At 61.6% G+C, this 24,489-nt stretch carries 14 protein-coding genes and 17 pseudogenes; 9 read left to right on the top strand and 22 right to left on the bottom strand.

Annotated elements, in window-relative coordinates:
* Window positions 1-78: 78 nt before the first annotated feature.
* Window positions 79-171, top strand: a pseudogene (locus tag ILFOPFJJ_RS35740) (DUF6118 family protein); the annotation flags it as partial.
* Here ILFOPFJJ_RS35740 and ILFOPFJJ_RS32970 read toward each other — a convergent pair.
* From ILFOPFJJ_RS32970 to ILFOPFJJ_RS32945, 6 genes are all read right to left on the bottom strand, one after another.
* Entirely contained in the window at window positions 153-692 is a 540-nt protein-coding gene (locus tag ILFOPFJJ_RS32970) for an MFS transporter (RefSeq protein ID WP_246299987.1), read from the bottom strand. The pseudogene ILFOPFJJ_RS35740 and the gene ILFOPFJJ_RS32970 overlap by 19 nt on opposite strands.
* Before the next feature lie 142 nt (window positions 693-834).
* Entirely contained in the window at window positions 835-1,299 is a 465-nt protein-coding gene (locus ILFOPFJJ_RS32965; protein ID WP_173514629.1) for a hypothetical protein, read from the bottom strand.
* Window positions 1,299-1,607, bottom strand: coding sequence for a chorismate mutase (locus ILFOPFJJ_RS32960; protein WP_173514628.1), 309 nt, complete (start codon window positions 1,605-1,607; stop codon window positions 1,299-1,301). Before ILFOPFJJ_RS32960 ends, ILFOPFJJ_RS32965 begins: the two co-directional genes overlap by 1 nt.
* Window positions 1,600-1,881, bottom strand: a complete 282-nt coding sequence (locus ILFOPFJJ_RS36115; RefSeq protein ID WP_173514627.1) for an arginase family protein — start codon at window positions 1,879-1,881, stop codon at window positions 1,600-1,602. The genes ILFOPFJJ_RS32960 and ILFOPFJJ_RS36115 overlap by 8 nt, the downstream gene beginning before the upstream one ends.
* Before the next feature lie 50 nt (window positions 1,882-1,931).
* Window positions 1,932-2,297, bottom strand: coding sequence for an arginase family protein (locus ILFOPFJJ_RS36110; RefSeq protein ID WP_173514626.1), 366 nt, complete (start codon window positions 2,295-2,297; stop codon window positions 1,932-1,934).
* A 60-nt stretch (window positions 2,298-2,357) separates the two neighbouring features.
* Complete coding sequence (locus tag ILFOPFJJ_RS32945; RefSeq protein WP_173514639.1) at window positions 2,358-3,299, bottom strand: IS630 family transposase; 942 nt, start codon at window positions 3,297-3,299, stop codon at window positions 2,358-2,360.
* Window positions 3,300-3,530: 231 nt separating this feature from the next.
* Between ILFOPFJJ_RS32945 and ILFOPFJJ_RS32940 the strand changes: the two are divergent.
* A pseudogene (locus ILFOPFJJ_RS32940) lies at window positions 3,531-4,319 on the top strand (GGDEF domain-containing protein); the annotation flags it as partial.
* 365 nt (window positions 4,320-4,684) lie between these two features.
* Here the strand turns inward: ILFOPFJJ_RS32940 and ILFOPFJJ_RS32935 are convergent.
* The 5 genes and pseudogenes from ILFOPFJJ_RS32935 to aztA form a co-directional block, all read right to left on the bottom strand.
* On the bottom strand, window positions 4,685-4,966 hold the full coding sequence (locus tag ILFOPFJJ_RS32935) for a hypothetical protein (protein ID WP_173514624.1): 282 nt from the start codon (window positions 4,964-4,966) through the stop codon (window positions 4,685-4,687).
* Window positions 4,963-6,031 (bottom strand): annotated as a pseudogene (locus tag ILFOPFJJ_RS32930) (CobW family GTP-binding protein). Before ILFOPFJJ_RS32930 ends, ILFOPFJJ_RS32935 begins: the two are co-directional and overlap by 4 nt.
* Before the next feature lie 133 nt (window positions 6,032-6,164).
* Complete coding sequence (aztC, locus tag ILFOPFJJ_RS32925) at window positions 6,165-7,136, bottom strand: zinc ABC transporter substrate-binding protein AztC (protein ID WP_173514623.1); 972 nt, start codon at window positions 7,134-7,136, stop codon at window positions 6,165-6,167.
* 19 nt (window positions 7,137-7,155) lie between these two features.
* Window positions 7,156-7,575: pseudogene (locus ILFOPFJJ_RS32920) on the bottom strand (metal ABC transporter permease); the annotation flags it as partial.
* A gap of 98 nt (window positions 7,576-7,673) precedes the next feature.
* Window positions 7,674-8,470 (bottom strand): annotated as a pseudogene (gene aztA, locus ILFOPFJJ_RS32915) (zinc ABC transporter ATP-binding protein AztA).
* Between the two features lie 149 nt (window positions 8,471-8,619).
* Here aztA and ILFOPFJJ_RS32910 point away from each other — a divergent pair.
* The 4 genes and pseudogenes from ILFOPFJJ_RS32910 to ILFOPFJJ_RS32895 form a co-directional block, all read left to right on the top strand.
* Window positions 8,620-9,593, top strand: a pseudogene (locus ILFOPFJJ_RS32910) (CobW family GTP-binding protein).
* A 51-nt stretch (window positions 9,594-9,644) separates the two neighbouring features.
* Complete coding sequence (gene aztD, locus ILFOPFJJ_RS32905; protein ID WP_173514622.1) at window positions 9,645-10,880, top strand: zinc metallochaperone AztD; 1,236 nt, start codon at window positions 9,645-9,647, stop codon at window positions 10,878-10,880.
* Window positions 10,881-10,954: 74 nt separating this feature from the next.
* Window positions 10,955-11,367: pseudogene (locus ILFOPFJJ_RS32900) on the top strand (Fur family transcriptional regulator).
* Between the two features lie 70 nt (window positions 11,368-11,437).
* Window positions 11,438-11,776: pseudogene (locus ILFOPFJJ_RS32895) on the top strand (GTP-binding protein); the annotation flags it as partial.
* A 628-nt stretch (window positions 11,777-12,404) separates the two neighbouring features.
* Here ILFOPFJJ_RS32895 and ILFOPFJJ_RS32890 read toward each other — a convergent pair.
* Window positions 12,405-14,420 carry a T3SS effector XopP-like protein gene (locus ILFOPFJJ_RS32890; RefSeq protein WP_210267695.1) on the bottom strand — a complete coding sequence of 672 codons (2,016 nt, stop codon included), beginning with the start codon at window positions 14,418-14,420 and terminating at the stop codon, window positions 12,405-12,407.
* A gap of 857 nt (window positions 14,421-15,277) precedes the next feature.
* Here ILFOPFJJ_RS32890 and ILFOPFJJ_RS32885 point away from each other — a divergent pair.
* Window positions 15,278-15,740 (top strand): annotated as a pseudogene (locus ILFOPFJJ_RS32885) (helix-turn-helix domain-containing protein); the annotation flags it as partial.
* A 258-nt stretch (window positions 15,741-15,998) separates the two neighbouring features.
* Window positions 15,999-16,300, top strand: a pseudogene (locus ILFOPFJJ_RS32880) (DUF2958 domain-containing protein); the annotation flags it as partial.
* A 63-nt stretch (window positions 16,301-16,363) separates the two neighbouring features.
* Here the strand turns inward: ILFOPFJJ_RS32880 and ILFOPFJJ_RS32875 are convergent.
* The 6 genes and pseudogenes from ILFOPFJJ_RS32875 to ILFOPFJJ_RS32850 all read right to left on the bottom strand — a co-directional run.
* Window positions 16,364-17,593, bottom strand: a complete 1,230-nt coding sequence (locus ILFOPFJJ_RS32875; protein WP_173514620.1) for a type II toxin-antitoxin system HipA family toxin — start codon at window positions 17,591-17,593, stop codon at window positions 16,364-16,366.
* Complete coding sequence (locus ILFOPFJJ_RS32870; RefSeq protein WP_173514619.1) at window positions 17,586-18,176, bottom strand: helix-turn-helix domain-containing protein; 591 nt, start codon at window positions 18,174-18,176, stop codon at window positions 17,586-17,588. The genes ILFOPFJJ_RS32875 and ILFOPFJJ_RS32870 overlap by 8 nt, the downstream gene beginning before the upstream one ends.
* A 240-nt stretch (window positions 18,177-18,416) precedes the next feature.
* Window positions 18,417-18,617, bottom strand: a complete 201-nt coding sequence (locus ILFOPFJJ_RS32865; protein WP_173514618.1) for a hypothetical protein — start codon at window positions 18,615-18,617, stop codon at window positions 18,417-18,419.
* A gap of 32 nt (window positions 18,618-18,649) precedes the next feature.
* Window positions 18,650-20,053 (bottom strand): annotated as a pseudogene (locus tag ILFOPFJJ_RS36380) (hypothetical protein); the annotation flags it as partial.
* Between the two features lie 175 nt (window positions 20,054-20,228).
* Window positions 20,229-20,429, bottom strand: a pseudogene (locus tag ILFOPFJJ_RS32855) (polyprenyl synthetase family protein); the annotation flags it as partial.
* A 103-nt stretch (window positions 20,430-20,532) separates the two neighbouring features.
* Window positions 20,533-21,824: pseudogene (locus ILFOPFJJ_RS32850) on the bottom strand (cytochrome P450); the annotation flags it as partial.
* On the opposite strand from ILFOPFJJ_RS32850, the pseudogene ILFOPFJJ_RS32845 reads away from it, so the two are divergent.
* Window positions 21,791-21,925, top strand: a pseudogene (locus ILFOPFJJ_RS32845) (short-chain dehydrogenase); the annotation flags it as partial. The pseudogenes ILFOPFJJ_RS32850 and ILFOPFJJ_RS32845 sit on opposite strands and share 34 nt — an antisense overlap.
* Here the strand turns inward: ILFOPFJJ_RS32845 and ILFOPFJJ_RS32840 are convergent.
* The 4 genes and pseudogenes from ILFOPFJJ_RS32840 to ILFOPFJJ_RS32825 all read right to left on the bottom strand — a co-directional run.
* Window positions 21,920-22,401, bottom strand: a pseudogene (locus ILFOPFJJ_RS32840) (SDR family NAD(P)-dependent oxidoreductase); the annotation flags it as partial. The pseudogenes ILFOPFJJ_RS32845 and ILFOPFJJ_RS32840 overlap by 6 nt on opposite strands.
* Window positions 22,388-22,696: a ferredoxin gene (locus ILFOPFJJ_RS32835; RefSeq protein WP_173514617.1), complete on the bottom strand. Its 309-nt coding sequence runs from the start codon at window positions 22,694-22,696 to the stop codon at window positions 22,388-22,390. The pseudogene ILFOPFJJ_RS32840 and the gene ILFOPFJJ_RS32835, both read right to left, overlap by 14 nt.
* 1 nt (window position 22,697) lies before the next feature.
* A pseudogene (locus ILFOPFJJ_RS32830) lies at window positions 22,698-23,989 on the bottom strand (cytochrome P450).
* Window positions 23,990-24,085: 96 nt separating this feature from the next.
* A pseudogene (locus ILFOPFJJ_RS32825) lies at window positions 24,086-24,489 on the bottom strand (cytochrome P450); the annotation flags it as partial.

Below are 24,489 nucleotides of genomic sequence, written 5' to 3'. Positions count from 1 at the left end.
AGGTTTATGTGCGATTCAAGCCATTGTTTCTGCTGACGCGACGGAATTTGTTGCGGCGAGGGCCTGATTCGCAACGCCGTGCAGCAGCTCGAGCGGCAGGCGTCCGACCTCGAGCGCGCCGGCCGCAATCTCGCCGCCCACACCAGGAGCGCCTACGACCGCAAAAGCCAGGACATCCGCATATGGACGGCCGGCGGCTTCGGCATCATCGCCGGTATCCAGCTGGTCGCCGGAACCCCGGCAACCTGTGAAACGGTCATTCCGCCGAAGATGAGGGACAACGCGATGCCTTTGCGAGCGGGCGGCAGGAGCTCAGCGGCCAGCGCGGTGGCCGCCGGCGTGAACATCGCCGCGCCATAGGCCGAAATGACGCGACCTGCGGCAAGGATCAGGAAGTTAGGTGCAATAGCGCACATCAGATTGCCGATGATGAAAATTGAAACGGACAGGATCTGGACATTTCGGCGGCTCATGCTCTTGAACATCCAGGCATTCAGCGGCGCAAAAGCCGCGTAGCAGAGAGCATAGATCGAGATGATCGAGCCCGCCGCGGCCGTTGAGATCGTCAAGTCACGAGAGATCACGTCGAGCGCCCCGATGATGACAAATGTGTCCAGACCGATGGCGAAGGCACCGATGGTTAGAGCGGCTACGATGAGTTTCGTTCGCGCGTCGGGAAGAGAAGACGTCATCACAATGCTCGTTCAGGTTCTCGTGGGAAGTTCAGGGGCAGAACGTAATGTAGCTCCGGATAGGGGCTGGCCATGATCGTTCCAGAATAGCGAGCCCGGGGGCCGTACAGCAGCCAGGCGGTCACAACCTCGCCAATCTCTTTCATGATCTCAAGCTTGTCGGGATGTTCGAGTGCTGATCTGCTGTAAGCGATCCCAGCATCGTATGCGCCTTCAACTTTGTCTCCACGACTGGCTTTGTCGTTTCGAAAATCAGCTCCTCCCAAGCGTCAGGGTCGATATATCCCATTGTTGGCTTGGGGAGCCCCAGAGTGCGAGGTTCCCTTACATCCTTGCGCTTGACCACCGCGATGCTTTGGGTGGGCAGTATAAAAGTGTCGACCACTTGCAGGCGATCACGGAACTTCTCGGTTACAAGGTGGACATTCAGATGCGCGCTGCATTGGAGGACATAGCTATCTCCCCGATCTGCGGCCTCCGCCGCCGCAGCGACGAGATCGTCGACCAGTACGATCTCCGGCGCCACAATCCCTTGGAACGCGAGATACCTCAGAGTCGCATTGTGATGACAGCTTCTCGCCGGGCCGAGCGTGTAGATGCGGACCATCAAGAGACCTTATTCTCGCCTATGATCGCGGCTTCAAGCTCGCAGGCCTCTCCGATAATGAGACCATAGAGACTTTCGGTGAATTCCCTGCGCAGGCCTCGCTTTGCCCCAAACTCAGAGCAACGTGCTATGACCTCTGCAACTCGATCTGGTTGCATCATCGCGATCCCGCGCTCCCTTTTGTAACGTGCCACCTCAGTGCAGATGGAGAGTCTCTTGGAGAGGATCTCCACTAGTTGGTTGTCGAGATTGTTGATGCGGTTCCGAAAGGGAACGAGGCCGGCTTGGGGGTCGGAGGTATCAGTCATGTATGGCTCCAGTTTCTTTGAGGCCAGTTCGCAGGCCGGCGGCAAGATGCTCGGCGCAGGCGGACAAGACGTCCAGCCGGTAGCCGCCCTCTTGCACAATGCAGATCGGCTTGCAGGTCGCAGCCAATGCCGCGCCGATCTCCCGGTAGATTTCTGGCGGAAGCGACCAGCCGCCGTGCGGGTCTCCGATGACAATGTCGAAACCCATGCTGACCACTAGAACCTCTGGCCCGGTGGCCCAGTCGGATTCCAGTATGCCACGGAGCGCCGACATATGTTCTCCCGGAGTCGGGTCGGTCAGAAACTCGATATACCTGTGACTCCCTAGTGCTGAAGGTGTGGAATCCAGGGGAAATTTACGTCGGTCCGCGCGTGCAGGCTGGCGAAGCCAATCTCCGGGTGAGAGCTCAGCACGTCGCTTGTTCCATTGCCTGGGTGGAAATCGAGGTCGAGGATAGCCAGCTTTCGGAAGCCTGATGCGCGTAGGCTCAGCGCCGCGACCGCAGGGTTGTTGAGTAGGCAATATCCGCCCATGAAGCTGCGCCCCGCATGGTGCCCGGGTGGCCGACATAGTGCATAGCTGACTGGACTTTGCCTCGATGCGATTGTGGTTGCGGCTGCGAAGCTGGCACCGGCAGACAAAATGGCGCGTTGACAGCTTCCCGCATCGACGGATGTGTTTTGAGGCACACCGGGTGCGGCATATTTCCTAGCAAGCTCAGTGATTTCGGGCTCTAGAGCAGATCCTGTTCAATCCGGGTCATATCCTGCAGCTCTGAAGTAGTTGGCGCATTTTCCAGGGGTGAACCGGGGTAGCAAGGCGCCGACTGCGTCCCATAGCGCATCAATCTTTCGCTCCGCTCTTGCCCGCAACATCGCTTTCAATTTCGAGAATGCGTTTTCGATGGGATTAAAGTCGGGACTATAGGGCGGCAGGAACATGAGTTTGGCGCCGGCGCGCTCGATGGCTTCGCGCACCCCGGCTGCCTTGTGGGCCGGCAGGTTGTCCATAACGACGACGTCGCCGATCTGAAGGGTCGGCGAAAGCACTTGCTCGACATAGGCCAGGAAGACATTGCCGTTCATCGCTCCATCGTAGACGAAGGGTGCGGTCATGCCTGTGAGGCGGAGTGCGCCGGTGAATGTCGTTGTTTTCCAATGGCCGTGCGGTATGCCAGCCCGACAACGCTCGCCTCGAATTGCGCGTCCGCGCCGGCGTGCCATTTTGGTCGACAGGCCGGTCTCATCTATAAAGATCAGCCTATCGGGATCGAGATCAAGCTGACCATCGAACCAGGCACGTCGCCGCTTCAGGACATCCGGCCGATCCTGCTCCAATGCATGTGCGGACTTTTTAAACGTCCAGCCGCGGCGTCGTAGCCAAGCACCAAGCGCCCTACGGCTGATGCGCATCTGCCGCTCCGCGCAAAGCCGCTCGACCATTTCATCGAGCGTCACGTCCTTGCGATCATCGATCATTTCGATAACGAACGCTTCGTGTGCATCCAAGCTCGAGGATCTTCGCCAACCTTGTGGACGTGCCGTCTGCTCGCCTTCTCTGGCTCTTGCAATCCAGCGGATTGCTGTCGAAACTCCAATCCCGAACCGCGCCGCAGCCTGACGCGCCGGAACGCCTTTCGCCGACGCTTTCAATACCCGCAATCGAAGATCATCGCTCAAGGCTCGTGCCATCATCCACCTCTCCAAAGTGGATGTTGAATCAGCTTCGGCCTGCGCCGTCACTTCACAATCGATTCATCGATCGCAGGATCTGCTCTACCGTTGGGACCTTCGATCAACTCACCCATGGCGATGATGCGTTGGTGAATTTCACGACTTGGCCGCAGCAAATCGCGAGGGTCTATGAGCATCTGCTGAAATCGTCGCGGCAAAATTCGCAAAATCCGAAGTTCTCGCGACGGACCCGATCTGATGCGGCGAAATTTTCATGCGAAACGCGGTACGGTCATTCACGCCAAAGACTTCGAGGAATGGCTGATCTCCACACAGTCTCGTCGCGGGAAGATTGGCTTTCGGGCTTTTGAGACTGAGTGTATCGACGGGCGTTGCCTTTGGATGACCGAGACGGTTGATAAAGACGGGTGGATGCTTTGTGTTGCCAATGATGTGACGTGCCTGAAGGCCAAGACGCGCTCGGTCCGGCGGGACCGGGATCTGGCGATAAAGGCCTCCTACACCGACGAACTGACCGGCGTCGCTAATCGCCGCTTCGTGAGCGCTCGAATTGAAGACATGTTGCAGCCAAAAGGGAACGGGGAGCCACCGCTTGGCTGCCTTTGTGTCCTCGACATCGACCCCTTCAAGAGCATCAACGACCAATATGGCCATCACACCGGCGACCTGGTGCTCAGAGATTTCGCCAGGAGGATTCACGACCTGGTCCGGCGCACCGATTGCTTCGGACGCATCGGCGGCGAGGAGTTCGTGCTCACGCTTCCCGGCACCTCCTGCGGGCAGGCCCAATTGATTGTAGAACGGATGCTCGCCTCCGTGCGCAAGGCGCGGCCGCTGCAGGACCATCCAGGGTTCCGATACACGTTCTCGGCGGGTATTGCAGCAGCGCAATTAGCGGATACGGCCATTAGCCTTTATGCGCGTGCCGACCGCGCGCTTTATATGGCAAAGCTTGGCGGCCGCGATCGAATTCACACTGAAGAACCGCCGGGCCACCAATGCACTGGAACAGCATGACGCAAAGCAGACGCGCCAATTGGCCGCGCTGGACGAAGGTAGCGAGGCAGAGGGGAGTGCGTGAGACGCCAGATCGTAGCGGTTTTCGCACGACCCGTGAGCATGGTCCGCAACTGCGATCTCGGGATGAAATCTGATGGCTCAGCACAGTGAAACTCCGGTATTTCAAGTGAAATCAAACGCTTAAGTTCCATAAATTGCATTATGCGATCCACACCTGTACATTGATACGTCATTACCAATGCAACTTATTAGTGTCACCCTTCCCTGCGAGCGCGATCTGCAGCGGCTTGAGGTTTTGTGAAAGTTGTCGACGGCCGGACGACGATCGTTTCGGCGGCGCGTGTCCTGCCGCAGAGCGCGCGTCAGGTGCGCTGAGCGATCGAGAACGCAAGCGCCACGTCGTTCTCTGTAAGATCCTGCATTGCTTTGTGGATCGACACCTGCAGCGTTCGTGCCCCCTGCATCACAAGCACCACCGTCTCCTTCGGCGGGCAGCCAGGCAAGTGACAAGCGAGCTCATTGACCGATACGACGGCATCCTCGGACAGCGTGAGCGCCTCGCGCGTCCATTGTTTGATGGCGCGTGCCCCGCTCACAACTGCGGGCGCACCCCGCGCCAGCGGGTTGATGAAGGCGTTGTTCATGCAAGGCTCCCCCGCTTTCCTGCCACACGCGGCGCCAGGACGTCGAAAAGATCGCGGATAGGCTTTGCGGGCATGTCCTGCCCGATCAGAACGACACGCGTACGTCGGTCGTCGCTTGGCCACGCTTCGAGGCGCTGGCGCGGATAGAGTCGATGCTGCACGGCGTGCGCCACCAGCGGCCGATTGGGGATCATCGGCAAGCGCGAATATGCCCTTCAGTCGGAGCAGGCCCGACTCGATGTTGCTCGTGACGATGTGGAGAAAGGTCTCCACGGCATGCGGTTCGAGCGGCACGTCATGCGTCAGGCTGAACGCTTCCACCTCGTCGCCGTGCCGGTTCGGGTCATGTCTATGGTCAGGATGCTGAACAAGCGTCTCCATCGCAAGCCATCCAGGAATATCCTCGGCTTTGCCGGATGTGGAATAGCTTGCTTCGCCGAACAGGGCGGTCAGATCAAATCCCTTACGACCGTCATGGAAGCGAGCAGCCGGATTGAGCGCGGTGAGTTCCGCGGCCCAGTCATGATGCTCATCCGCAAGATCGGTTTTCGTGAGGACGACATGGTCTGCGAAGGCAAGCTGCTTCCAGCCTTCAAGGAAGCAGTCGAGCGTGGACCGGCCGGTGAGAACATCGAAAGCGGTGACGACGCCAGCAAGGAAGAAGTGCCGTGCCACCACGTGGTCCCGCAGTCCCAAGGCAGGTGCGCCACCGGGAATGAGGCTGTTGATGATCGGAGCGGGATCGGCGAGTCCGGTGGTCTCGACGATGACGCGCAAAAGCGGAGGAATTTCGCCTCTGAGCCGCGCCTCGTGCACTTCGTACAAGGAGACGCGGACGTCGCTCGTCGCCGTGCAGCAGATACAGCCGCTCGTGGTGCGGAAATAGGTTTCAGAACCGGTGCGGACTAGGTCGTGGTCGATCGCAACCGTGCCGAACTCATTGATGATGACGGCCGTGCCTACCATCCGGGGATCGGCAAGAATCGCGTTGAGCAACGTTGTCTTACCGGAGCCGAGAAAGCCCGTCAGCAATGTCACAGGCACCGGGTCGTAGCTTGGCCGCATCCCATCCTCCGTTGTCTCGCGCTGTGCCTTGCGCCGCTTGAACAGCCCGCCAATCATGGCGCGATCGCCTCCCACACTGATTCACACGGGTGGTTCGCACGGCTTGCCCGGCCCATGCCGGGCAAGCCGCTGGTCAGCTTCCGAGAATGGCAGCCTTGATGGTGTTCACGTTGTAGCGGAACATGCCGATATAGGTGGACGCCGGACCGTCTTCGCCGGAAAGCGCATCGGAATAGAGCGTGCCGCCAACCGCCAGACCGGTTTCGCCGGCAATCTGCTCGACGAGGCGCGGTTTGGTGATGCTCTCGACAAAGATCGCCGAGGCCTCGTCCTCCTTCACCTGATCGACGAGCCTGGCGACGTCGGCGGCGGATGCTTCCGCTTCCGTCGAGACGCCCTCAGGTGCGATGAACTTCAGACCGTAATCGTGCTCGAAATAGCCGAACGCATCATGCGAGGTAATGATGGTGCGCTTGTCCTGCGGAATGGCGTCGATGGCGGCCTTTAGCTCCGTCTCTAGTTCGCCAAGCTTGGCGAGATAGGCTTCCGCGTTGGCCGTGTATGTCGCGCAACCAGCCTTGTCGGCCTGGCAGGAGGCGTCGACGATGTTCTTCACGTAGATTTCGGCATTGTGGATGGACTGCCAAGCATGCGGGTCGAACTCGCCATGATGGTGATGCCCCTCATGGCCATGCTCGTGCCCGTGCTCGGCCCCCGCATGCTCCTCGCCTTCATGCTGATGCTGCTCTTCTTCCGCCGCCTTCAGCGGTTCGATGCCCTTGCTCACTTCGATGACGGGGGCCTTGGTACCGCTCGTCTCGATCAGGCGCGACATGAAGCCTTCGAACTGAAGACCGTTGACCAGAACGACGTCGGCCTGCTCCAGAGCGGCCGCATCGGCCGGGCGCGGCTCGTAGACGTGGGCATCGCCGTCGACCGGCACCAGCGTCGAGATTTCCGCCCGATCGCCGCCGACGTTCTTCGCCAAATCGGCGATGATCGAAAAGCTCGCGACGACTTTGAGCTCGGCAGCCGACGCGCTGGAAACGAGGCCGCCAAGCGTGACAAGGCTGGCATAGGAGGCGAGGCGTAGTGTCCTGAACATCAAATTCTCCTTCTGTTGATCAGGCGGTTCTATGGCGGCGCGACGGGAGCGCGCTCGCAAGCACGCCTCTACGGCCAAAAAGAGCGGACACGATGTATGCACCCCCGGCGACCATGATGATCGCCGGGCCGGACGGCATGGAGGCGTGGTAGGAAAGGAGGAGGCCGCCGAGCGACGAGATCACAGCGATGATTATGGCGATCAGGCACAAGACGCGGACATCGTTTGACCAGAAGCGGGCTGCCACGGCCGGCAGCATCATCAGACCGACTGACAGCAGCGTGCCCAGCGCCTGAAATCCGCCGACGAGATTGAGCACGACCAACACCAGGAACAGGAGGTGGACTGGCCCACCGATCCGACTGACCGAACGCAAGAAAAGCGGATCGAGGCATTCGGCGACGAGCGCGCGCCAGAAGGCGCCGAAGGCGAGGTAGGTGAAACACGCCCACGGGCGCGCAACTGACCGATAGAACCACGGAACCAATCAGCGCGCGCTGCATGAAGCCGTATTGCAGGAAGGGGCCGAGCAAAATGTCATACATGGGCGGCAACCCTTTGCGTGGGACCAGCGTCCTGCTCGTGAGCGGGACTGGAACCCGGCCGCTCGTCCGCGCACCAACCGGCCCTGTCGTCCCACGCCTCCTGGAAATTCCGTGCACGCGACAGGTTCTCCGGGGTTAGAACCTCCGATGTCGGTCCCCAGGCCACCAGCTTGCGAGCGATCAGCAGCGTGCGCGGAAAATGCGCGCGCACAAGCGCATGATCGTGCAGGACGCAAAGCACTGTCCGGCCTTCCGCGGCCCACTCCCTGATCAGACGCAGAAGATCGCGGATCGTCCGCTCGTCCACGGCGTTGAAGGGCTCGTCGAGAAGGATCAGATCGGCATCCTGGAGCATCGTCCGCGCAAATAGGGCACGCTGCATTTGCCCCCCGGACAGGCTTTCGAGAGGGCGCTTCTCAAAGCCTGCCAGTCCGACGGCATCAATGCACGCGGCAAGCTTCGCCCTGTCCTGCCGGTGATGCGGCCCAGCAATCCCCGGTCCTGCCAGAAGCCAAGCGATACCGGGTCGATTACGCGCGCCGGAAAGCTGCGATCCAGTTCCGATTGCTGCGGCAGATAGGCCAGCCGGCGATAACCCGTGGAAAAAGTGCCGCTGATCGGCTTCAGGATGCCTGCGATCCCCTTCATCAGGGTCGACTTGCCTGATCCATTGGCGCCGACGATCGCGGTCAGAACGCCGCGCTCGGCAGTGCCGCTCAGGTGGTGAACAGCAGCATGGCCCTGATACCCGAGCGTCAGATTTTTGAATTCCAGGCAGATGTCGGTCATCGCGTCCTCACGGATTGACATCGACTGCATATGTAATGTTATTACGTTCGTCAAATGAATTGTTACGTATAACGTACCAATGACTCGAACGTAACCTGACGCGAAGCCCGCTCGGCGGTGTCAGAACCCGTCAATTGAGGAGATCAACCATGCCGAAACAGAGCGAGCCAACTCCAGTCACCGTGCTTACGGGCTATCTTGGGGCGGGCAAGACCACGCTTCTAAACCGGATCCTCACTGAACCGCATGGCAAAAAGTTCGCGGTGATCGTCAACGAATTCGGCGAGGTCGGCATCGACAACGATCTGATCGTCGATGCGGACGAAGAATCTTCGAAATGAACAACGGCTGCATTTGCTGCACGGTGCGCGGCGACCTTATCCGCATCATCGAAGCGCTGATGCGCCGCCGAGACCGGTTTGACAGCATCGGCCTTGCCGACCCCGCGCCCGTGGCGCAGACCTTCTTCGTCGATGAGGACGTTCGGTCAAAGACACGCCTCGATTCGATCATCACCGTTGCGGACGCCAAGCACCTCCTCGACGAGCTCGACCGGGCGCCTGAGGCGCAGGAACAACTGGCATTTGCCGATACCATCATCCTTAACAAGACCGACTTTGTGAATGGGGACAAATTGGCAGCCGTCGAAGAGCGGATTCGGCGCATCAACCCGACAGCCAGCATTCTGCGCTCTGAACGCTGCAACCTCGATATTGCAAGCCTGCTCGATCGCAACGCCTTCGATCTCGATCGCATTCTCGAAGTGGAGCCAGACTTCCTCGACGAGGACCATGACCACGAGCACGACAGCCACGTGACGAGCTTCTCGCTCGTCGAGCGGGAGCCAATGGACCCGGCCAGGTTCTTCAATTGGCTCCAGAGCACGACCCGAGCCTTCGGCATGGACACGCTCAGGATGAAGGGGATCATCTCGTTTGCCGGCGATGATGACCGGTATGTGGTCCAAGGCGTTCACATGCTGATGGAAGGCGATCATCAACGTCCATGGAAGGTCGGCGAAGAGCGGGTGACACGCCTCGTCTTCATCGGTCGCAACCTTCCGAAGGACATCATCAGCGACGGCTTTTCCAAGTGCCGCGCGGCACGAGAAGCCGCCGAGTAACCGCGCCAAAGCCCGCCAATCACAGCAGTTTCAAAACAAGGAAGGAACCCGATGAGATTGTCTCTCACCCGAAACCGCCTGCTGATGGCAGCGGCGGCGACCCTCGTGTTTGCGGCCCAGGGCGCGCTCGCCGAAGACCACGAAACGCAAGCGGCTTGGCGGATCTTCGTCGCCGATCATACGCAGCCGGTCGTTCGGGCCATCGATTTCTCCGCCGGCAAGGAACTCGGCCGTTACGACTTGAAGGGCTATGCGGCGCTGACCGCAAGCGCCTCCGGACAGTCCGTCTTTGCGGCGCAGTCGGACCACGACATCGTCCACGTGATCAAGACCGGCATCACATTCTCCGATCACGGCGAACATCGTGACCTGGACGTCACGGATGTGGCTCTTCTCCCGGTGACGTTCGAGGGTAAGCGCCCGGTCCACGTCGTTCCGCACGGCGACCAAGCGATCCTGTTTTACGATCGTGATGGCCAGGCCGACATTATCGACGAAGCGGCGCTGCTCGAGGGCAAAGCCGAGGTCCGCACTGTCGATGCAACCAAACCCCATCACGGTGTTGCAGTCACCTTAGGACGCTACGTGCTGGTATCAGTACCGAACACTGAGATCGAGACGAAGCTGGATGACTTGCCGCCGCGCGTCGGTCTGCGTGTGGTCGATGAAAAGGGCGAGCAGATCGGCGATGTGGCCAAATGCACCGACCTTCATGGTGAGGCGACCTCGGCGCGCCTCGTCGCCTTTGGCTGCAAGGAGGGTGTCCTCATTGCGCGCCCTGGCGGTGTCGACGGGCCGAAGCTGGAAATGCTTCCCTATCCCGCTGATTTCCCGAAAGGCTATACGGGAACCTTGCTGGGCGGCAAGGCGATGCAGTTCTTCCTCGGCAACTACGGCGAGGACAAGGTCGTTCTCATCGATCCCGACAACGAGCAACCGTTTCGATTGATCGAGCTTCCGACGCGGAGAGTCGACTTCCGGCTTGATCCTGCGACGCCGCGTAATGCCTACATCCTGACTGAGGACGGCGATCTTCATGTGCTGGACGTGATCAAGGGCGAGATCGTCCGCAAGGGCAAGGTCACCGAGCCCTATAGCAAGGATGGCCATTGGCGCGACCCACGCCCCCGTCTGGCCGTGGCCGACGGCCAGATCGCAATCACCGATCCCAGACATTCGCTTATCCGGGTTGTTGATGCCGCGACCCTGAAGGAGACTCGCACGATCGCAGTCGAAGGACAGCCCTTCTCTATCGTTGCTGTCGGTGGTTCGGGCGCGACTCACTGACGTGATGACACCATGGTCCGGTACTGGAGCGGCAGTTCCGGACCATTCTGGATATAACTGTTCCGGAGACAGAGATGCCGCAGGCGACCCATGCCGACGACTTAAAGCTGACGAAGAATCAGAGCCTCGTGCTCGCGGTGCTGCAATCGTCCGAGCAACCGCTCAGCGCCTACAGTATCCTCGATCGTCTGCGCGAACACGGCTTGAAGGCGCCGCTCCAGATCTATCGTGCGCTCGACAAGCTTCTGGACGCAGGTCGCGTCCATCGTCTGGAAAGTATGAACGCCTTTGTCGTCTGCTGTCACCCCGGCACGGACAAATCCATCCGCGGATCACGGCTTTCGAGATATGCGAGGCCTGCGGCAAGGTCAACGAATTCCACGACACGAAGATCGAGGATGCGCTGACCAGGCATGCGAGAAGCAGCGGCTTCAAGATCAGGACCACGACCATCGAAGTCCACGGCCTCTGCGCCGAATGCCTGTGATCCCTAATAGGGGGTCAGCAAACCCCGATCGGCATTCCTTGCCGTTAATCGTTAAATCAGGAAACTTGAAATGACGAACAAACTTCCTGTCACTGTCTTGTCCGGCTTTCTCGGCGCCGGCAAGACAACGCTCCTCAACCACATTCTCGCCAATCGCGAGGGCATTCGCGTTGCGCTCATTGTCAACGACATGAGCGAGGTCAATATCGACGCCGCGCTCGTGCGCGATGGCGGCGCCGATCTCTCGCGCACGCAGGAGCAATTGGTCGAGATGACCAACGGCTGCATCTGCTGCACGCTTCGCGAGGACCTGCTGAGGGAAGTGCGCGCGCTCGCCGAGCAAGGTCGGTTCGACTACCTGCTGATCGAGTCGACCGGCATTGCCGAACTGAAGGCCTACATCGCGACTGGACACCGTCTCAGCTTGAGCACGTGCGCAATAACGCCGCTCAGGTCCTGTCCCCCTATGCCGATACAGTTAAGACGCTGCTAAGAGCGACATCGTTACGGAAGCCCTCAAAGGTTCATTCTGCAAGAACGTCTGGACTTCGATCTTTGCAGCAGGGGTCTACACCTTAATTCTCATCGTCTTTGCCCTTGTACTGCGTTTCGCAGGCGTAGACATTCTTTCAGTTCTTGAGCAAGCAAGGCCTGAAACTCTCAACCAGCGGTATATCCAAGCTCCAGCCGGGTAAACATCCGGATTGGCAGACCTGTGTTCCCTCTCAGGATCACACGCAAACCCTCCGCTTACCGCAGCCGCGATCGTGAACTAGCTCCCCTGGGTCTGGGAAGCACGGCTCCGCGATCCGGAGACCGGCCATGTGATCTCACCGGTGGTCGCAGCTGCCCTCTGCATGAAGCCGCGAGGCATGCTGACGGTCAGTCAGGCGAGAAAGGTCGTCGCCTTGAAACAGGGCTCGCCTGAGTTCGCGCAGCTTTGAAAGCGGAAGCCCGTTAATCGATAGGGGCTGAGCCTAGCGGCCTTGGCGAACAGCCTGCGTTAAAGCTGCGAGGCAGATGGACATGCATGGCCGCTAAGTGCCCAACAAGGACTTACAGAACGCGGGGGTGAGCTTGCCGCGGTGGATTACGACGTTCCTGTGACCGATCGCAGCGCGGGCGTCCTGCCACTGCCGATTATAGCCGCGCTGTTCATTGGACTTGACGTGACAGGCGGCGAAGGCGGCGTCATCCAGCGTTGCCAACTGCCGGGCATGTACCGGCTGCTTTGTATGGATGTGCACCCACATCGGACTCGGCATCGCACCGTTGCGCAGCGCCTTGGGCTGCAGCCTAATCTCGAATAGCGACCCTGGCTCCCCCTTCAACGCGCGCGGTCGATCCGCAGGCGTCAACTCCTCAGCTGCCCGCAAGTGTTCAAGGTAGTTCTGAGAGGGAAAGGGGTAGGTCTTCATGCAATCGATGGATATCGCGTCCTTTCCGCTGTCCAGAGCTTTGGCCAGTCCCTGCGCCTCCGACAACATCAACTTGAGCCGGGCTGTTTTGTCGTGCGCTTCGCGCATTCGCGCAGGCGTGAGTAGGACGCGCTGACGAGGCTCCTCCAACGCTACAAGACAGGCCTGCATCTCGGTGGCCTGCGTTTGCAGGCGCTTGACCACTGTGTCGACGGCGTGTTCGGCGTCCTCGGGCTTCATGTGGCGCGCTTGCGAGATGATTCTTTGCTGACCGGCCAGATCGAACTGCAAAAGTTCGTTCAGCCGCTCGAGTCGTGGGGACAGGGCCTCCTTGGACGGCGGGGCTTGCCAGATTGCCAAATGCGCGCCCGCCGCCGACGCACTCGCATGCGCCTCCGCCGCGCTCACGAACCTCTTCGTACCCAGATCCGAGCGCACGAGAACCCTTGCTGCTGCCGCCGAGTCGCTGACGGCGGGAGCGACTTGCGGCTCCGGCCGCCCGGCCGCCGAATTCCCAGCGCTGGCGGCCGGCTTGTGCTTGCCCTTCCCTTTCTTGCGCGCTGCGGTGCCTTCGGTCATTGCCGCCTTGGCCGTGTCGGCCGGTATCACAGCGCCAGCGTTGGCCGGCGGTGCAACGGTTGGCGGCTTCGGCTGCAGTTCTAGGAAATGCATGACCTCATGCGCAATGATCCACGCGCCATTCACGATCTGGCTCAACAGTTCCAATGGGAGGTCGGCACCTGTTTGGTGATCGTTTAGTTTAGTCCGGATGACTTGCAACGCCGACGCAAATTCCGAAAGCCTCTCCATGACTCCTTCCAAAACGGCGCAGTGCTCTGCGTCGAGCGGGCGCCCACCACTGCGCAGAACAGCGTCGCCTGTCGAAAGGAATGCTGGAGAAACGTCTCCGATGAAGGGGCTCAGCAGACGCACTCGCCCATTCTCACCCATGAGGATTTCCCTGACGGGTGCTTCGAACGTGCTCGCCTGCGGCTCAATCTTAATTCGCGCGAGAGCGATCCGAGATTGCAGATGCACGAGCTTCGTATTCAGCATCCAGCCGATGGACAGCCGCAGTGCGGCCTGTTCGTTCTGCCGCATCTCGGCCGTTGCACTTGGTAAGCCGGCAGTGGCGGCCCAGGCGACTCGCTCCCGTTCGCAGTGCCCTGCCTTCTTTTCCCACCAGTCCACGCAGGCCGCATGCGCCTTCACCACACTGAGATTCGCTCGGCTCAGCTGGTCCGGGGTAGCCGTGGATTGAATCTGCACGAACACTTCTTCCGAAGCTCGTTGTATTCGTTGCAATTTGTGGATAGTCGGTCCGGCAAGGCGGCTGTATTCGTGCACCGCATCACACACGAGGTTACGGCAGTTACGCACCTGCTCGTCGTCCAAAATGGTCCGCGCCAAAGCCGGGGACAGGCTCGCGTAGTAGTCCAGAACCGCTGAGCCTGCATCGACGACCCGATCGAGCAGCCGTTGCGCGCCCGGCTCTTGCCTGGCCGCGTTATAGCAAATGGCCAGTTCCGTAAGCAGACCGTCCATTTGTTGCTTTGGTGCGTTGATTTCTTCGCCTGACAAGGGAATGGGGAGTGTCACCCCCGAAGTTGGCGGCTGGCTGGCGACCGGCCCCAAGGCTTCACCCTCCAACACTGACGGAACACAGCGCCGCCGCGGACCAGCGGCACGTGGCGCGGCGGCTGCATGCCGTGCAGTGTCCAGGGTTCGGTGTATGCCAACGGAAGGGTCGGACGGCCCGTCGCGTTGGGCATCAACGACACCAGGCTGCATTGGGACGGCCGGCGTCCTTCTATCAATCCCCACAGAGCGCATCTGCTCCACGACGGCATCGAACGACTGGCCGCCTTCCCCAGGCGCAAGACATGATTGCGAGCGCGAACTGCTCGCCTCCCCCGCCCTGCCGACTCTCTTTTCAGCCCGCGATCTCCCAGACCGGTCAATGCCCGTCATATTCCGTCTCCGTTGCGGGCGAGGACGTGTTGTCTATCCTGTTGGATTGATATCGCTCAGCCCTCGTGCATCAAGGCTTTGTGAGTGCAATCGCCCCTCGTCAGCTTCGCCAGTGCGCGTGTGGTGCGCATCGGGCGGGCCACCAAAGGATTTGCACTGCCATCCTTTCGTCCCCAGTCCGGTTATGCGGTTCTAGATAGATCGTTTGTCTGACGATTAGCTGACGGAGAGTCTCTGCTGGACGCGCGAAATCCGACATCGCTCAAGCGCTTTACCATTGATGAAAAGAACCTGGGCCTACACCGACGTGCGAAGACGCCGAGTCAGGTCGCCTGGCTTGCGGAGGCGCTGTCACTCGTCGAGGGATCACGGATGGGACAAAGACGCGGTAGCACACGGAGTGCTCGGTTTTCCAACCTGAGACAGCGTTGAGGTGATGGAAAGGTATGTGGCATGCAGAGCTTTGGAGCGGACAGACGTCGCCTGTGTCTAGCGATCCCCGATACGAGCGTCCGGAGTCCATGTCTTGTTTGATCACCATGTCGCAGAAGGAATTGCATCGTCTTGAACTCATCCAGCAGATTCGCGGCCGTAGCCTGAGCCTCGTGCAGGCGGCCGAACTGCTCGGCCTCAGCCGCAGTCAGGTGCACCGGTTGCTGCAGGGCCTATGATCAGGCCGGCGCCGACGGTCTTGTCTCGAAGAAGCGCCGCCTGCCGAGCAACCGGCGCCACAGCGAGGACTTCCGCAACACGGTGCTCGACCTGGTGCGGGAGCATTACCGGGATTTCGGACCGATTCTGGCCGCCGAGAAGCTGATCGAACGCCATGGGATCGCCGGCAGCAAGGAGACGCTGCGTCAGTGGATGATTGAAGCCGTGTCTCGTCGCGAACGCAAGAAGCGGGTTTTCCAGCCGCGCGGCCGGCACGATTGTTTCGGCGAACTCGTTCAGATCGATGGGTCGCATCACTGGCGGTTGTCTAATCCTCCATTCGTCAAGCTGGTTTGAGCATTCAGTGACCCTGCCTGCTTGCGGGACGGGCAACCCGACTGAACTGATTGGATGGATCTTCCCTCACCGGCCGTGTCCTTCAGAGCTATCCGAAACGGCGTCATCGGACGGCGCGACGCGGAACGGTCGTCCTCGAGGCGGTCCTGCTCACCGGCGTCGTCCTTGGCGCGCCTCAAGCAGACGCATAAGGGAGCCGACATGAAGCTTTTCACAAAGAAATAACCTCGAAAGCTGCTAGCGAATGGTCGCCAGCAGCAACCGGTCCGGGACTCTGAAGATGAAATCAACTTCGAGCCGGTGATCAAACTCTTCACGCCATGGGGCAACGCCCCCTGGCTGCTGACCGAGATCGATCCGGAGGAGCCGGACTTGACCTTCGGCCTATACGACCTCGGCATGGGTTTCCCGAGCTGGGTTCGGTCAGCATCACCGAGCTGACCAGCGTGTCGGGTCCGTTCGGTCTGAAGATCGAACGCGACCTGCATTTCACGGCGACGCGGACCTTGTCCGCTTACGCCGAAGAGGCAGTAAGGCTCAGCAGGATCAATGCGCAAGGGCGTCGTCTGCGGATGGCGCCCTACCTTCGCGGTTTCCGGCTACTGCGTGAACTCACGATACAGCTCGATCGTCGGTACATGTGCATCGATCGTCTCGCGGACTTTCTCGGCCATCGGCAGATTGTCCTTCTCCGCGTCCCAGACCGCCCTGAAACGGTCGACGGTCTCGCGCGCCGTGTCGAGCACGAGTTTTTCGGAAACTTCCGCCTTCGCCGCAAGATGCGCCAGCTCGTCCTTCGACAATGCCGCCATGTTCTTGGTGCGCGAAAAGTTCAGCGCCGCCCTGTCTTCTCCCTCCATATAGGGTATCGTCGATAGCAGGTCATAGGCCGGTGAGAGCGCAGGCGTGCGGCGATCGGGATAGATGAGTGACCAGTTCTTCAGGTGCATATCACCATTGCCGATAAGGGTGTTGAACACCAGGCGCCGGATGAACTCCGCGACGTCGGCCGAACTCGTCTCGATCCCCAGCACACGCGCGATCATTCGGTAATTGCCTTTACGGTATTTGTCGTCGGGGAACACGGCAAAGATCTGTGCGAAATCCTCGATATGAATCGCCCCGTCCGGCGTGCGGTCGAAGCGCTTGACCGCCAATGCCTGACCGTGCAGCTCACCCACTCCATGCGGCAGGCCGCCTACAGCATCGAGATCGACCAGCTGGGTCTCGGGCACATCGATACCCATCATGCGGGCGATGGTCATCATCGCGAACTCGTTCTCTGGTACGCCGCTATATTGCTGCGACGGCAATTTCACGATCCATGAGCCACCCGTGCCTTCGGTCGGAATGGTCAGGCCGCCGCCCCTGCCGCCGTTCTTGAAGGCGGAAAATTTGAGCTGCACGCCGGCCAGCGAAAAGCGCAGCGCGTTTGGCCGTGCTTCGATGCCGGCCTGCTCGTCATCCGGAGGGGTGTCATCTCCCTCGGACGGATGCACGGTCACCGCACCTGGCAGGTCGCGTCCCAGCATCCACAGCAGGAAGAATTCCCGTGTCTGCTTTACGCCGGCGCGATCTGCGAGGTATCTGCGCAGGGGTCCTTCCGGCAGCAGGTTCGAGAAGAACGGAGGCACCACGATGTTGTAAGGCCGGAATTTAGTGATAAGCGCGCCGAACGGGTCTTTATACGAAAGACTGAGCGTTGGCCGCGTTTCGTCTTCGATATACGCATCGTTGAAGGCGAAGATGGTGCGCCCGTCCTGCAGGTTCGTCAGGGTCGCCACCGGTTCGTCATAGAGCCTGACATCCAACACTGTGATCTTAGGCATTGTCGCCGTCCTCATCCAGCGCATAAGCGGAACGAGGAATCGCGTGATCGCGATCACGATGCACTGCCGAGTTACGCAGCAGTCGGACCTCCCGGCCAATCTCTCTCAACTCCTGTTGGGAAAGCGAGTGGGTGAGAATGTTTTCGAGGCGCTCGGTAGCTTGTCTTAGCCTATCTAGTTCATCTGCGGAGAGTGGCAGATGGCGCAAGAGCGCCAGGCTGTTCTTGAAAGCATCGGCTTCAGACGCTGGCGCAACCGCATCCTTGTACTGGGCAAACCATCGCTCAAGGCGTCCTACCAGTTTACGCTGGTCGGAGGTGAGGACTTCGCCGGAAGCCGATGCACTTTCGAGGATGTTGCGCACCGCCGGCATCAGTTTTTTCGGGGCAAGCACAATTTCCAGATCGAGTGCGCGCGCGACGTCCACAAGTTTGGAAAGTCCCGGTTCCATCGTGCCTCGCTCTATTTGGGAGATATGGCTTTGCGTCAGACCCGAACGCGCACTCAGTTCGCGCTGGCTAATTTGTTGGGCCTCGCGTGCTGCGCGTATCTGCTGAGTAATGTGCTCTGTCTTATATACCATATCATTATCCTGTATCAGACGATACCGATATACTGGATACTATATAGAAGAACGCGCAAGCAATCGCAATGATGATATATCGCAACGAATCATCTTTGCGAGTTATGCCGAATACCATATCAAGTATGGCGTCGAGGGTCTAGGCTACGCCCTAGACCGGCACATCAATGCGCGCACCAAATCTGCCTGTGCACACTCTTGCTGGCCGCGGTGTAAGGGACATTGACATAGGCCTGCCCATCAGGCTGGGGCTGGCATGTGCGCCAACTCCTCGAACAGGCGGAATTCGACCGCGCCGACGTCGATCAGTTCATCATAGCTTTCCCACTTCCTACGTGCATCCCAGGGGCCGCTCAGCTGCTCCACAAGCCGGCTGATAGCGATGACAACGGATCCTCGTGGGAAGCTCGGAAGCGACGTCACAGAGTGCCCTCGTTTCATTCACCCCCGTCCAGATGACCAAACGGGTAAGTCAATGCATGTGCCCCATGGCGGGCGAGCATCCACTCCAGCGCACGCGCCACCACCTGCGCGATGCGCCGGCGCCCTGTCGGCTCTTCGTTCCCGTCCATCGCGTGGAACGCGAACAGCGCATAGGCAGTTTCCTCGAATGTGGACGCGCGACCGGCGCCCCAGCCGCCGTCGTCGCGCTGCGCCTGCAGCAGCGCCGCCAGCGCTCGCTCCTCGCGCCACTGGGGCTTGCCTTGCGCAAGCGCAGCGACCGCATGCGCGGTGGGATATAGCCACGAAACGTGCCATTTTCGCTGTCCCATAGACCGTGCGGGTTGCGATTGGCCTCGACGTAGCCGCCGATGTCGGCGGCGGCTTTCCCAACAGTCTCAACGCATGCAGGGCATGGATGTTGGTCGACACCGAGGCATTGCGCTCGCCGGGGAAGGTGACGAACAGCTCGCCGGTTTCGAAATGGCGCAACGAATCAACTGCCAGATTGCGGCCTGTAAGGCGCAAGACGCACAACGCAACGGCGGTGTCGTCCGCATCGGTCGCGAAGTGCAAGGCCGGGCCCAGACCGCGCACGCCCAGGCGGGCGTTGAGCTGCGCGACGATCACGCGCACCGCCTCGGCGAGCGCGGGATGCGCGAACAGCGCGGCCAGATGCAGGGTGTACAGCGACCAGCATGGCTCGAACACATTGATCGGCCAGAAGTTGGGAACGACACCTCCGATGACGCTGCGAGTCGCCCGCGATGCCGCTTGCAGATACGCGTCGGCGCGCCCGACCTGCCGCGTGCTGCCCTGTGTCACGGCGTGCGCACGCCACGCGGCGGTGGCCGCCGGACTGATGCCGATGCTGCTGTCATCCGGGCATGCAGTCGTCGCCGATGTCCCCCAGGCTTCCCAGGCGAGCAGCAACGGATGGCCGCTCGGCAAAGTCGCACCGCCCCCAGCTTGACCAGGCACGCTGGCCGCAACGGCAACAGCGCCGGTTGGCGCGGAAACGCCACGCCGCCCAGCAAGGATTCGGCCTCGCCGCGCAACTGCGGCAGGATCAGCTCCGCACCGATCGGCGCGTCTTCCGGCACGTACGCGTGTAGGGATCAGGCTGGCACTCGAGGAACCGGTTGCAGCCGGACCGCGTCGGCAGTGCCGAAAAGAGGATCGGCACGCTGCAATGCCAGCAACGCCGCCCACGTGGGCGCATGGCGGAACAGTGGGAAGTCCGCGCTTGCCCATCCGCCATCGGCCCGTTGCTGCGCGATGAGCCACGCGTAGGCGTCCTGCCGACCGGTGACGTTGCCGTTGAACTGTAGAGCTCTCGCCGTGTCGTACACGGGCGGACCGACGCTGCCGCCGTCGCTCATCTCGCTCAGCAGGTGGCGCAATTCGGGAAGAATCTGTTCGGACAGCGCGTTCACGCGGGATGTTCCTTCTGCAGACGGTTACGAGAACCAGGATCGGCAGACGCCGCGCACGTCGCCGCGAACTCGGACACGGTGCAGCATGCACCGCTGCCGCCGGCCCGATCGCCGCGTCACACAGGCGACTCCATGCGGACGGGCGCGCTCATGCGCATGGTGCTTGAACAGATAAGCGCATCGCCGCCATCAGCTCGGTTTCACCGTCGTCTTCGGCGCAGAGAAGACGCGCCAGCGCCTGTTCGGCCCGCTTTGCGCCGTCCTGCATCCAGATCTCCGGCAGCAGCCTGCCGGATGCGCCGCGCGCCTGCGTGCCCAATCCGCCGAGCGCGGAAACGCCAGTTCGGTCGTCGTGTAGCGTGGAACCGGTCTGCATGTTGTTCATGTCCTGGTACTTGACAGGAGATGGCCACGGCGAGCGGCGAGCCCGCGGTGTTGCCGGCGCCGCTGCCTCGCCACACTGAGCATACGATGCCAGCTCATGAGAATCCGATGCGGATTGTCATGGACGGATGTGCGGTCGGGTAATAGCGCCGACCCCTTTTTCGGCGCCGTTCAGCAACCGCGGCCGCACCCCGGCCTTGTGCATGGTCAGCGCCAAGGCGATGGAGAACTGCACCAGTTCCAGCCAAACCAGGTGGTAGCCGATACAGACGTGTGGGCCGGTACCGAACTGCAGCGTGTCCACCGACCGGATTGGCTCCCTGCGTTGCAGCCACCGCCCCAGGCGGAACTGATCAGGCGCCTCGTGCAGCAGCGCCGAAGTCGAGAAATGCAGCAGCGGGATGCACAGATGGGTGCCCGCGGGAATGCGCTGTTGGCCGAGTTGCAAGTCCTGCAGCGCGCGACGCGGCAGGAGCGTGACCGCCGGATGCAGGCGCAGCGTCTCGCGGAACAGCGCCTCGGCGACGGGACACTGCGCCAGCTCCGCCTGCCGGGTCGGCACCGCGCCCACGCGTTGCGCCTCTTCGACCAAGGCGTCCCACAGCACAGGCTGCCGCGCCAGCTCGATCACCATCCAGGCCATCGTCGAGGCGGTGGTCTCGTGACCGCCAAGCAGCAGCAAGCGGATATTGGCGACCAGGCCGTCATCGGAGAGCGCATCGTCGCTGCGATCGAAGGCGCTCACCATGTCGTTGATCAACCCCGTGCGCGCGGCATGCGCGCGCGCGTCACGGACGAACTGGCGCAACTGCGTGTCGATCCAGTCGCGGGCGGCGCGGCCGCGCCGCAAGGGCAGTCCGGGCAGGTCAATCGGGGGCGCGACGATCAACTGCAGCAGTTGCCGGTACTTGCGGTGCCATCCCGGTAGGTTCTGCGCGGGGATTCCCATGAGGCTGAAGATGAGCTTGAGCATCAGGTCGCCGGTTTCGCGCAGGATAGTTACGTCGCCGCGGTCACGCCACGCTTGCACCCGCGCCCGGATGATGGGCGCGAACAGGTCGCCGATGCCGGCCTGGGTCAGCCCCTTGGGCAGGAACGCCGCCTTGATCGCATCGCGCGCCTGCCGGTGCGCGCCGCCGTCCTGGGCGACCAACGTTCCGCCAAGCAATTCAGGCGCGATCTCTTCGATCAGCGCCGAGGACACGTCCTTGTGCCGGAGCAGTGCGAACGCATCCGGATCCACACAGGTCATCAGGTGTCCGGCAGGGCCGAAATCCAGCCAGAAGTGGCTGCCCAGCGTCCGTTCCGCACTCCGCAGCAGGCGCGGCAGGTCGCAGGCGATGGCGGGAAGATGCCCGACCAGGGGGAAAGCGCCGGGTGGTGGTGGCCGACATTGATGGCTCGGCGGCCATCGCCTGCACCGCGCAGATCGCGGCCGAAGCGGGCCACGCGCTCGCCCTAGCCATGGACATCGCCGATGCGCAAGCTTGCGAGGAGACGCTCGGTCATGATGAGACCCAGCGCAACCGCGTTGCAGCGGATCTGCGCATGACCGTACTGGGTGGCGAGCGAGGCCGACAGCATGTTCATCGCCGCCTTCGACGCGGCGTAAGACTTCAGCGCGGTATCACCGCTGAGCCCCTGGCACGACGACATGTTGACGATCGCGCCACCGCCGCGGGCGATCATCCGTGGGATAGCCTGCCGGCAGCAGAGCAGCGTGCCGCGCAGATTGGTCGCCATGGTCTGATCCAGACCGCCAGGTCCAGGTCGAGGATGGCGCGGTCGCGCGGGGTCAGATGCATGGCGCTCGCGTTACTTTGCCGCCCTCGCGCGCGATGGCGGGGGCGCATGCCTTGCCGATGCCGGCGCACTTTGCCGCCCTCGCGCGCGATGGCGGGGGCGCATGCCTTGCCGATGCCGGCGCCGGTCACCACGGCCGCCTTACCTTCAAACCGTCCCATCGTGTCCTCCTGGATTGCGTTGGTGTTTCACGGCATGCCGCTCGGGCTTCGCCGGAGAAGGCGCAGGCTCGGCGCTGGCGCGCTCGTCATCGCCAGGGTGGCTTTCGATGATCCGAATGGCGGCGACGGGGCACTGGCTGGCCGCGAGCCGCACGGCGGCGTGCAGCGCCTGCGGGACCGTCGCCACGCACACTTCGGCCACGCCATCCGGTTCGCGCTGGCGAAAGGTGCCCGGCAGCGTCAGCACGCACTGCCCGGTGGTTCCACACAGATCTTGGTCGACCACGACGCGCATCTCAGCCGCCCCTCTGCGCTTGCAGTCGCACCGGCAGCGCCCGGAACGTCCTAAGGAACGCGGAGGGCTCCCGGGTCGGCTGCCCGGCCAAAGCCAGCGTGGGGAAGCGCGCCTGGATCCGCGGCAGGCTCTCGGCCAACTGCACCCGGGCCAGTTGCGCGCCGGGGCAGAAATGGATGCCGTGGCCGAAGCTCAGCATGATCTTCCCGTCAGTCGACATGCCAGGATTGGTGCCATAGAACCGCGCGGGATCGAAGCGGTCGGGATCGGCGAAGGCGTCCGGATCGCGATTGCCGGCCGCGATCAGCAAGCGCACGTCCGCGTTCTTCGGGATCACCACGCCGCCCAGTTCGATGTCGCGCTGGGCGATACGCGGAGTGGGGCTGAACAGGACGGGCGCGTCGCGGCGCAGGACTTCTTCGACGAACGCCTTCACCTCGAGGGCGTCTCCTTGCAGCCAGTGCCGCTGTTCGGGATAGGCAAGCATCGCCAGGACCGCATGGTCGATGGTCGCAGCAGTGGTGGCGAAGCCGCCTAGCAGCATGCCCCACAGCATGCTGATCAACTCCGCATCCGACAGCGTGTCGGCGTCGTCGTCGTGTGCGCCAACCAGCATCGACACCATGTCGTGGCGGGGATCGGTGCGCTTGCGCTCTATGAGGTCGCCAAAGTAGGCCAGCACCCTGGCGCTGGCCGCGTCTGCCGCGGCGAGCTGGGGATCGCTGGCGTGCGGGCCCAGGCCTTCCACAATGGCGCCGATGCCGGCGCGAGCCCGAACATGTCATCCTGGGGCAGACCGAACAGTTCGGCGAAGACCAGCATGGGCAAGGCCAGCGCGAATTCCCGATGCAGGTCCACCGCCTCCCCGCGCTCCAGCGCGGGCGCCATGCCGTCCAGGTGCGCTGCGACGATGCGCGCTATGCTCGGCCGCAGGTTGTCGATCTGGCGTATGGTGAAATCGCGCGAGATCAGCCTGCGCAGACGCGTATGCGTGGGTGGGTCCTTCATCGCTAGCGTGGACGCCATCAGATTGACCGACAGGCTGGTCGCCGCACGCGGGAAATAGCGCGCCAGTTCGCCCGCCGTCGGTCCCCGAAACGCATCGCCCGTAGCCTTGAGCGCCGAGTAGATGTCGGTGTGGCGGCTCAACAGAAAGAGGCCCGACGCCGAACGATGCACCGGATCGCGCTCGCGCAACCAGCGCATGAACGGATACGGGTCGTCGATGCACGCTGGCGACGCCAGTTCGGCGAAGGCGTCCTGGCATCCGGCGGTAGTTTCTTGCACGTTCATCTTGGTTACCTCTTGGCTGGCTCATCTGACCGGCGCGCGCCAGACGCGCCGCAAATTGCGGAGAAGATGGCGATTCCCGGCGGCGTCCGCGCATCACTAGAGCACCGGGAACTCCTCGAACCCGCAGTGATGATCTCCTTGCGCAACTTCAGTTCTTCTGGCGCCACTATCAGTCGCATCGCCGGAAAGCTGGAAGATCGAACCGAACACCACCTTGAGTTCCAGCCTGGGCAGAGGCACACCGATGCAGGTGTGCGGCCCGTAGGAGAACGCCAGGTGCGGATTCTCGTCGCGTCCGATATCGAAGATTTCCGGGTCGTCGAAATGGCGCGGATCGAACGACGTCGCCGGCAGGCCGACCAGCACCTTGCTCTCCGCGGGAATACGCACGCCCGCGATGGTCACGTCGGTCCTCGGATAGCGCATGATGCCGTCCCAGGCCGCGCCTGGCGGGTACATGCGCAGGATTTTCTCCACCGCCTTGTCCACCAGGGATGGAT

Source organism: Sinorhizobium psoraleae, from assembly GCF_013283645.1.
Lineage (GTDB): Bacteria > Pseudomonadota > Alphaproteobacteria > Rhizobiales > Rhizobiaceae > Sinorhizobium > Sinorhizobium psoraleae.
This window is presented reverse-complemented; position numbering and strand designations above follow the sequence as displayed.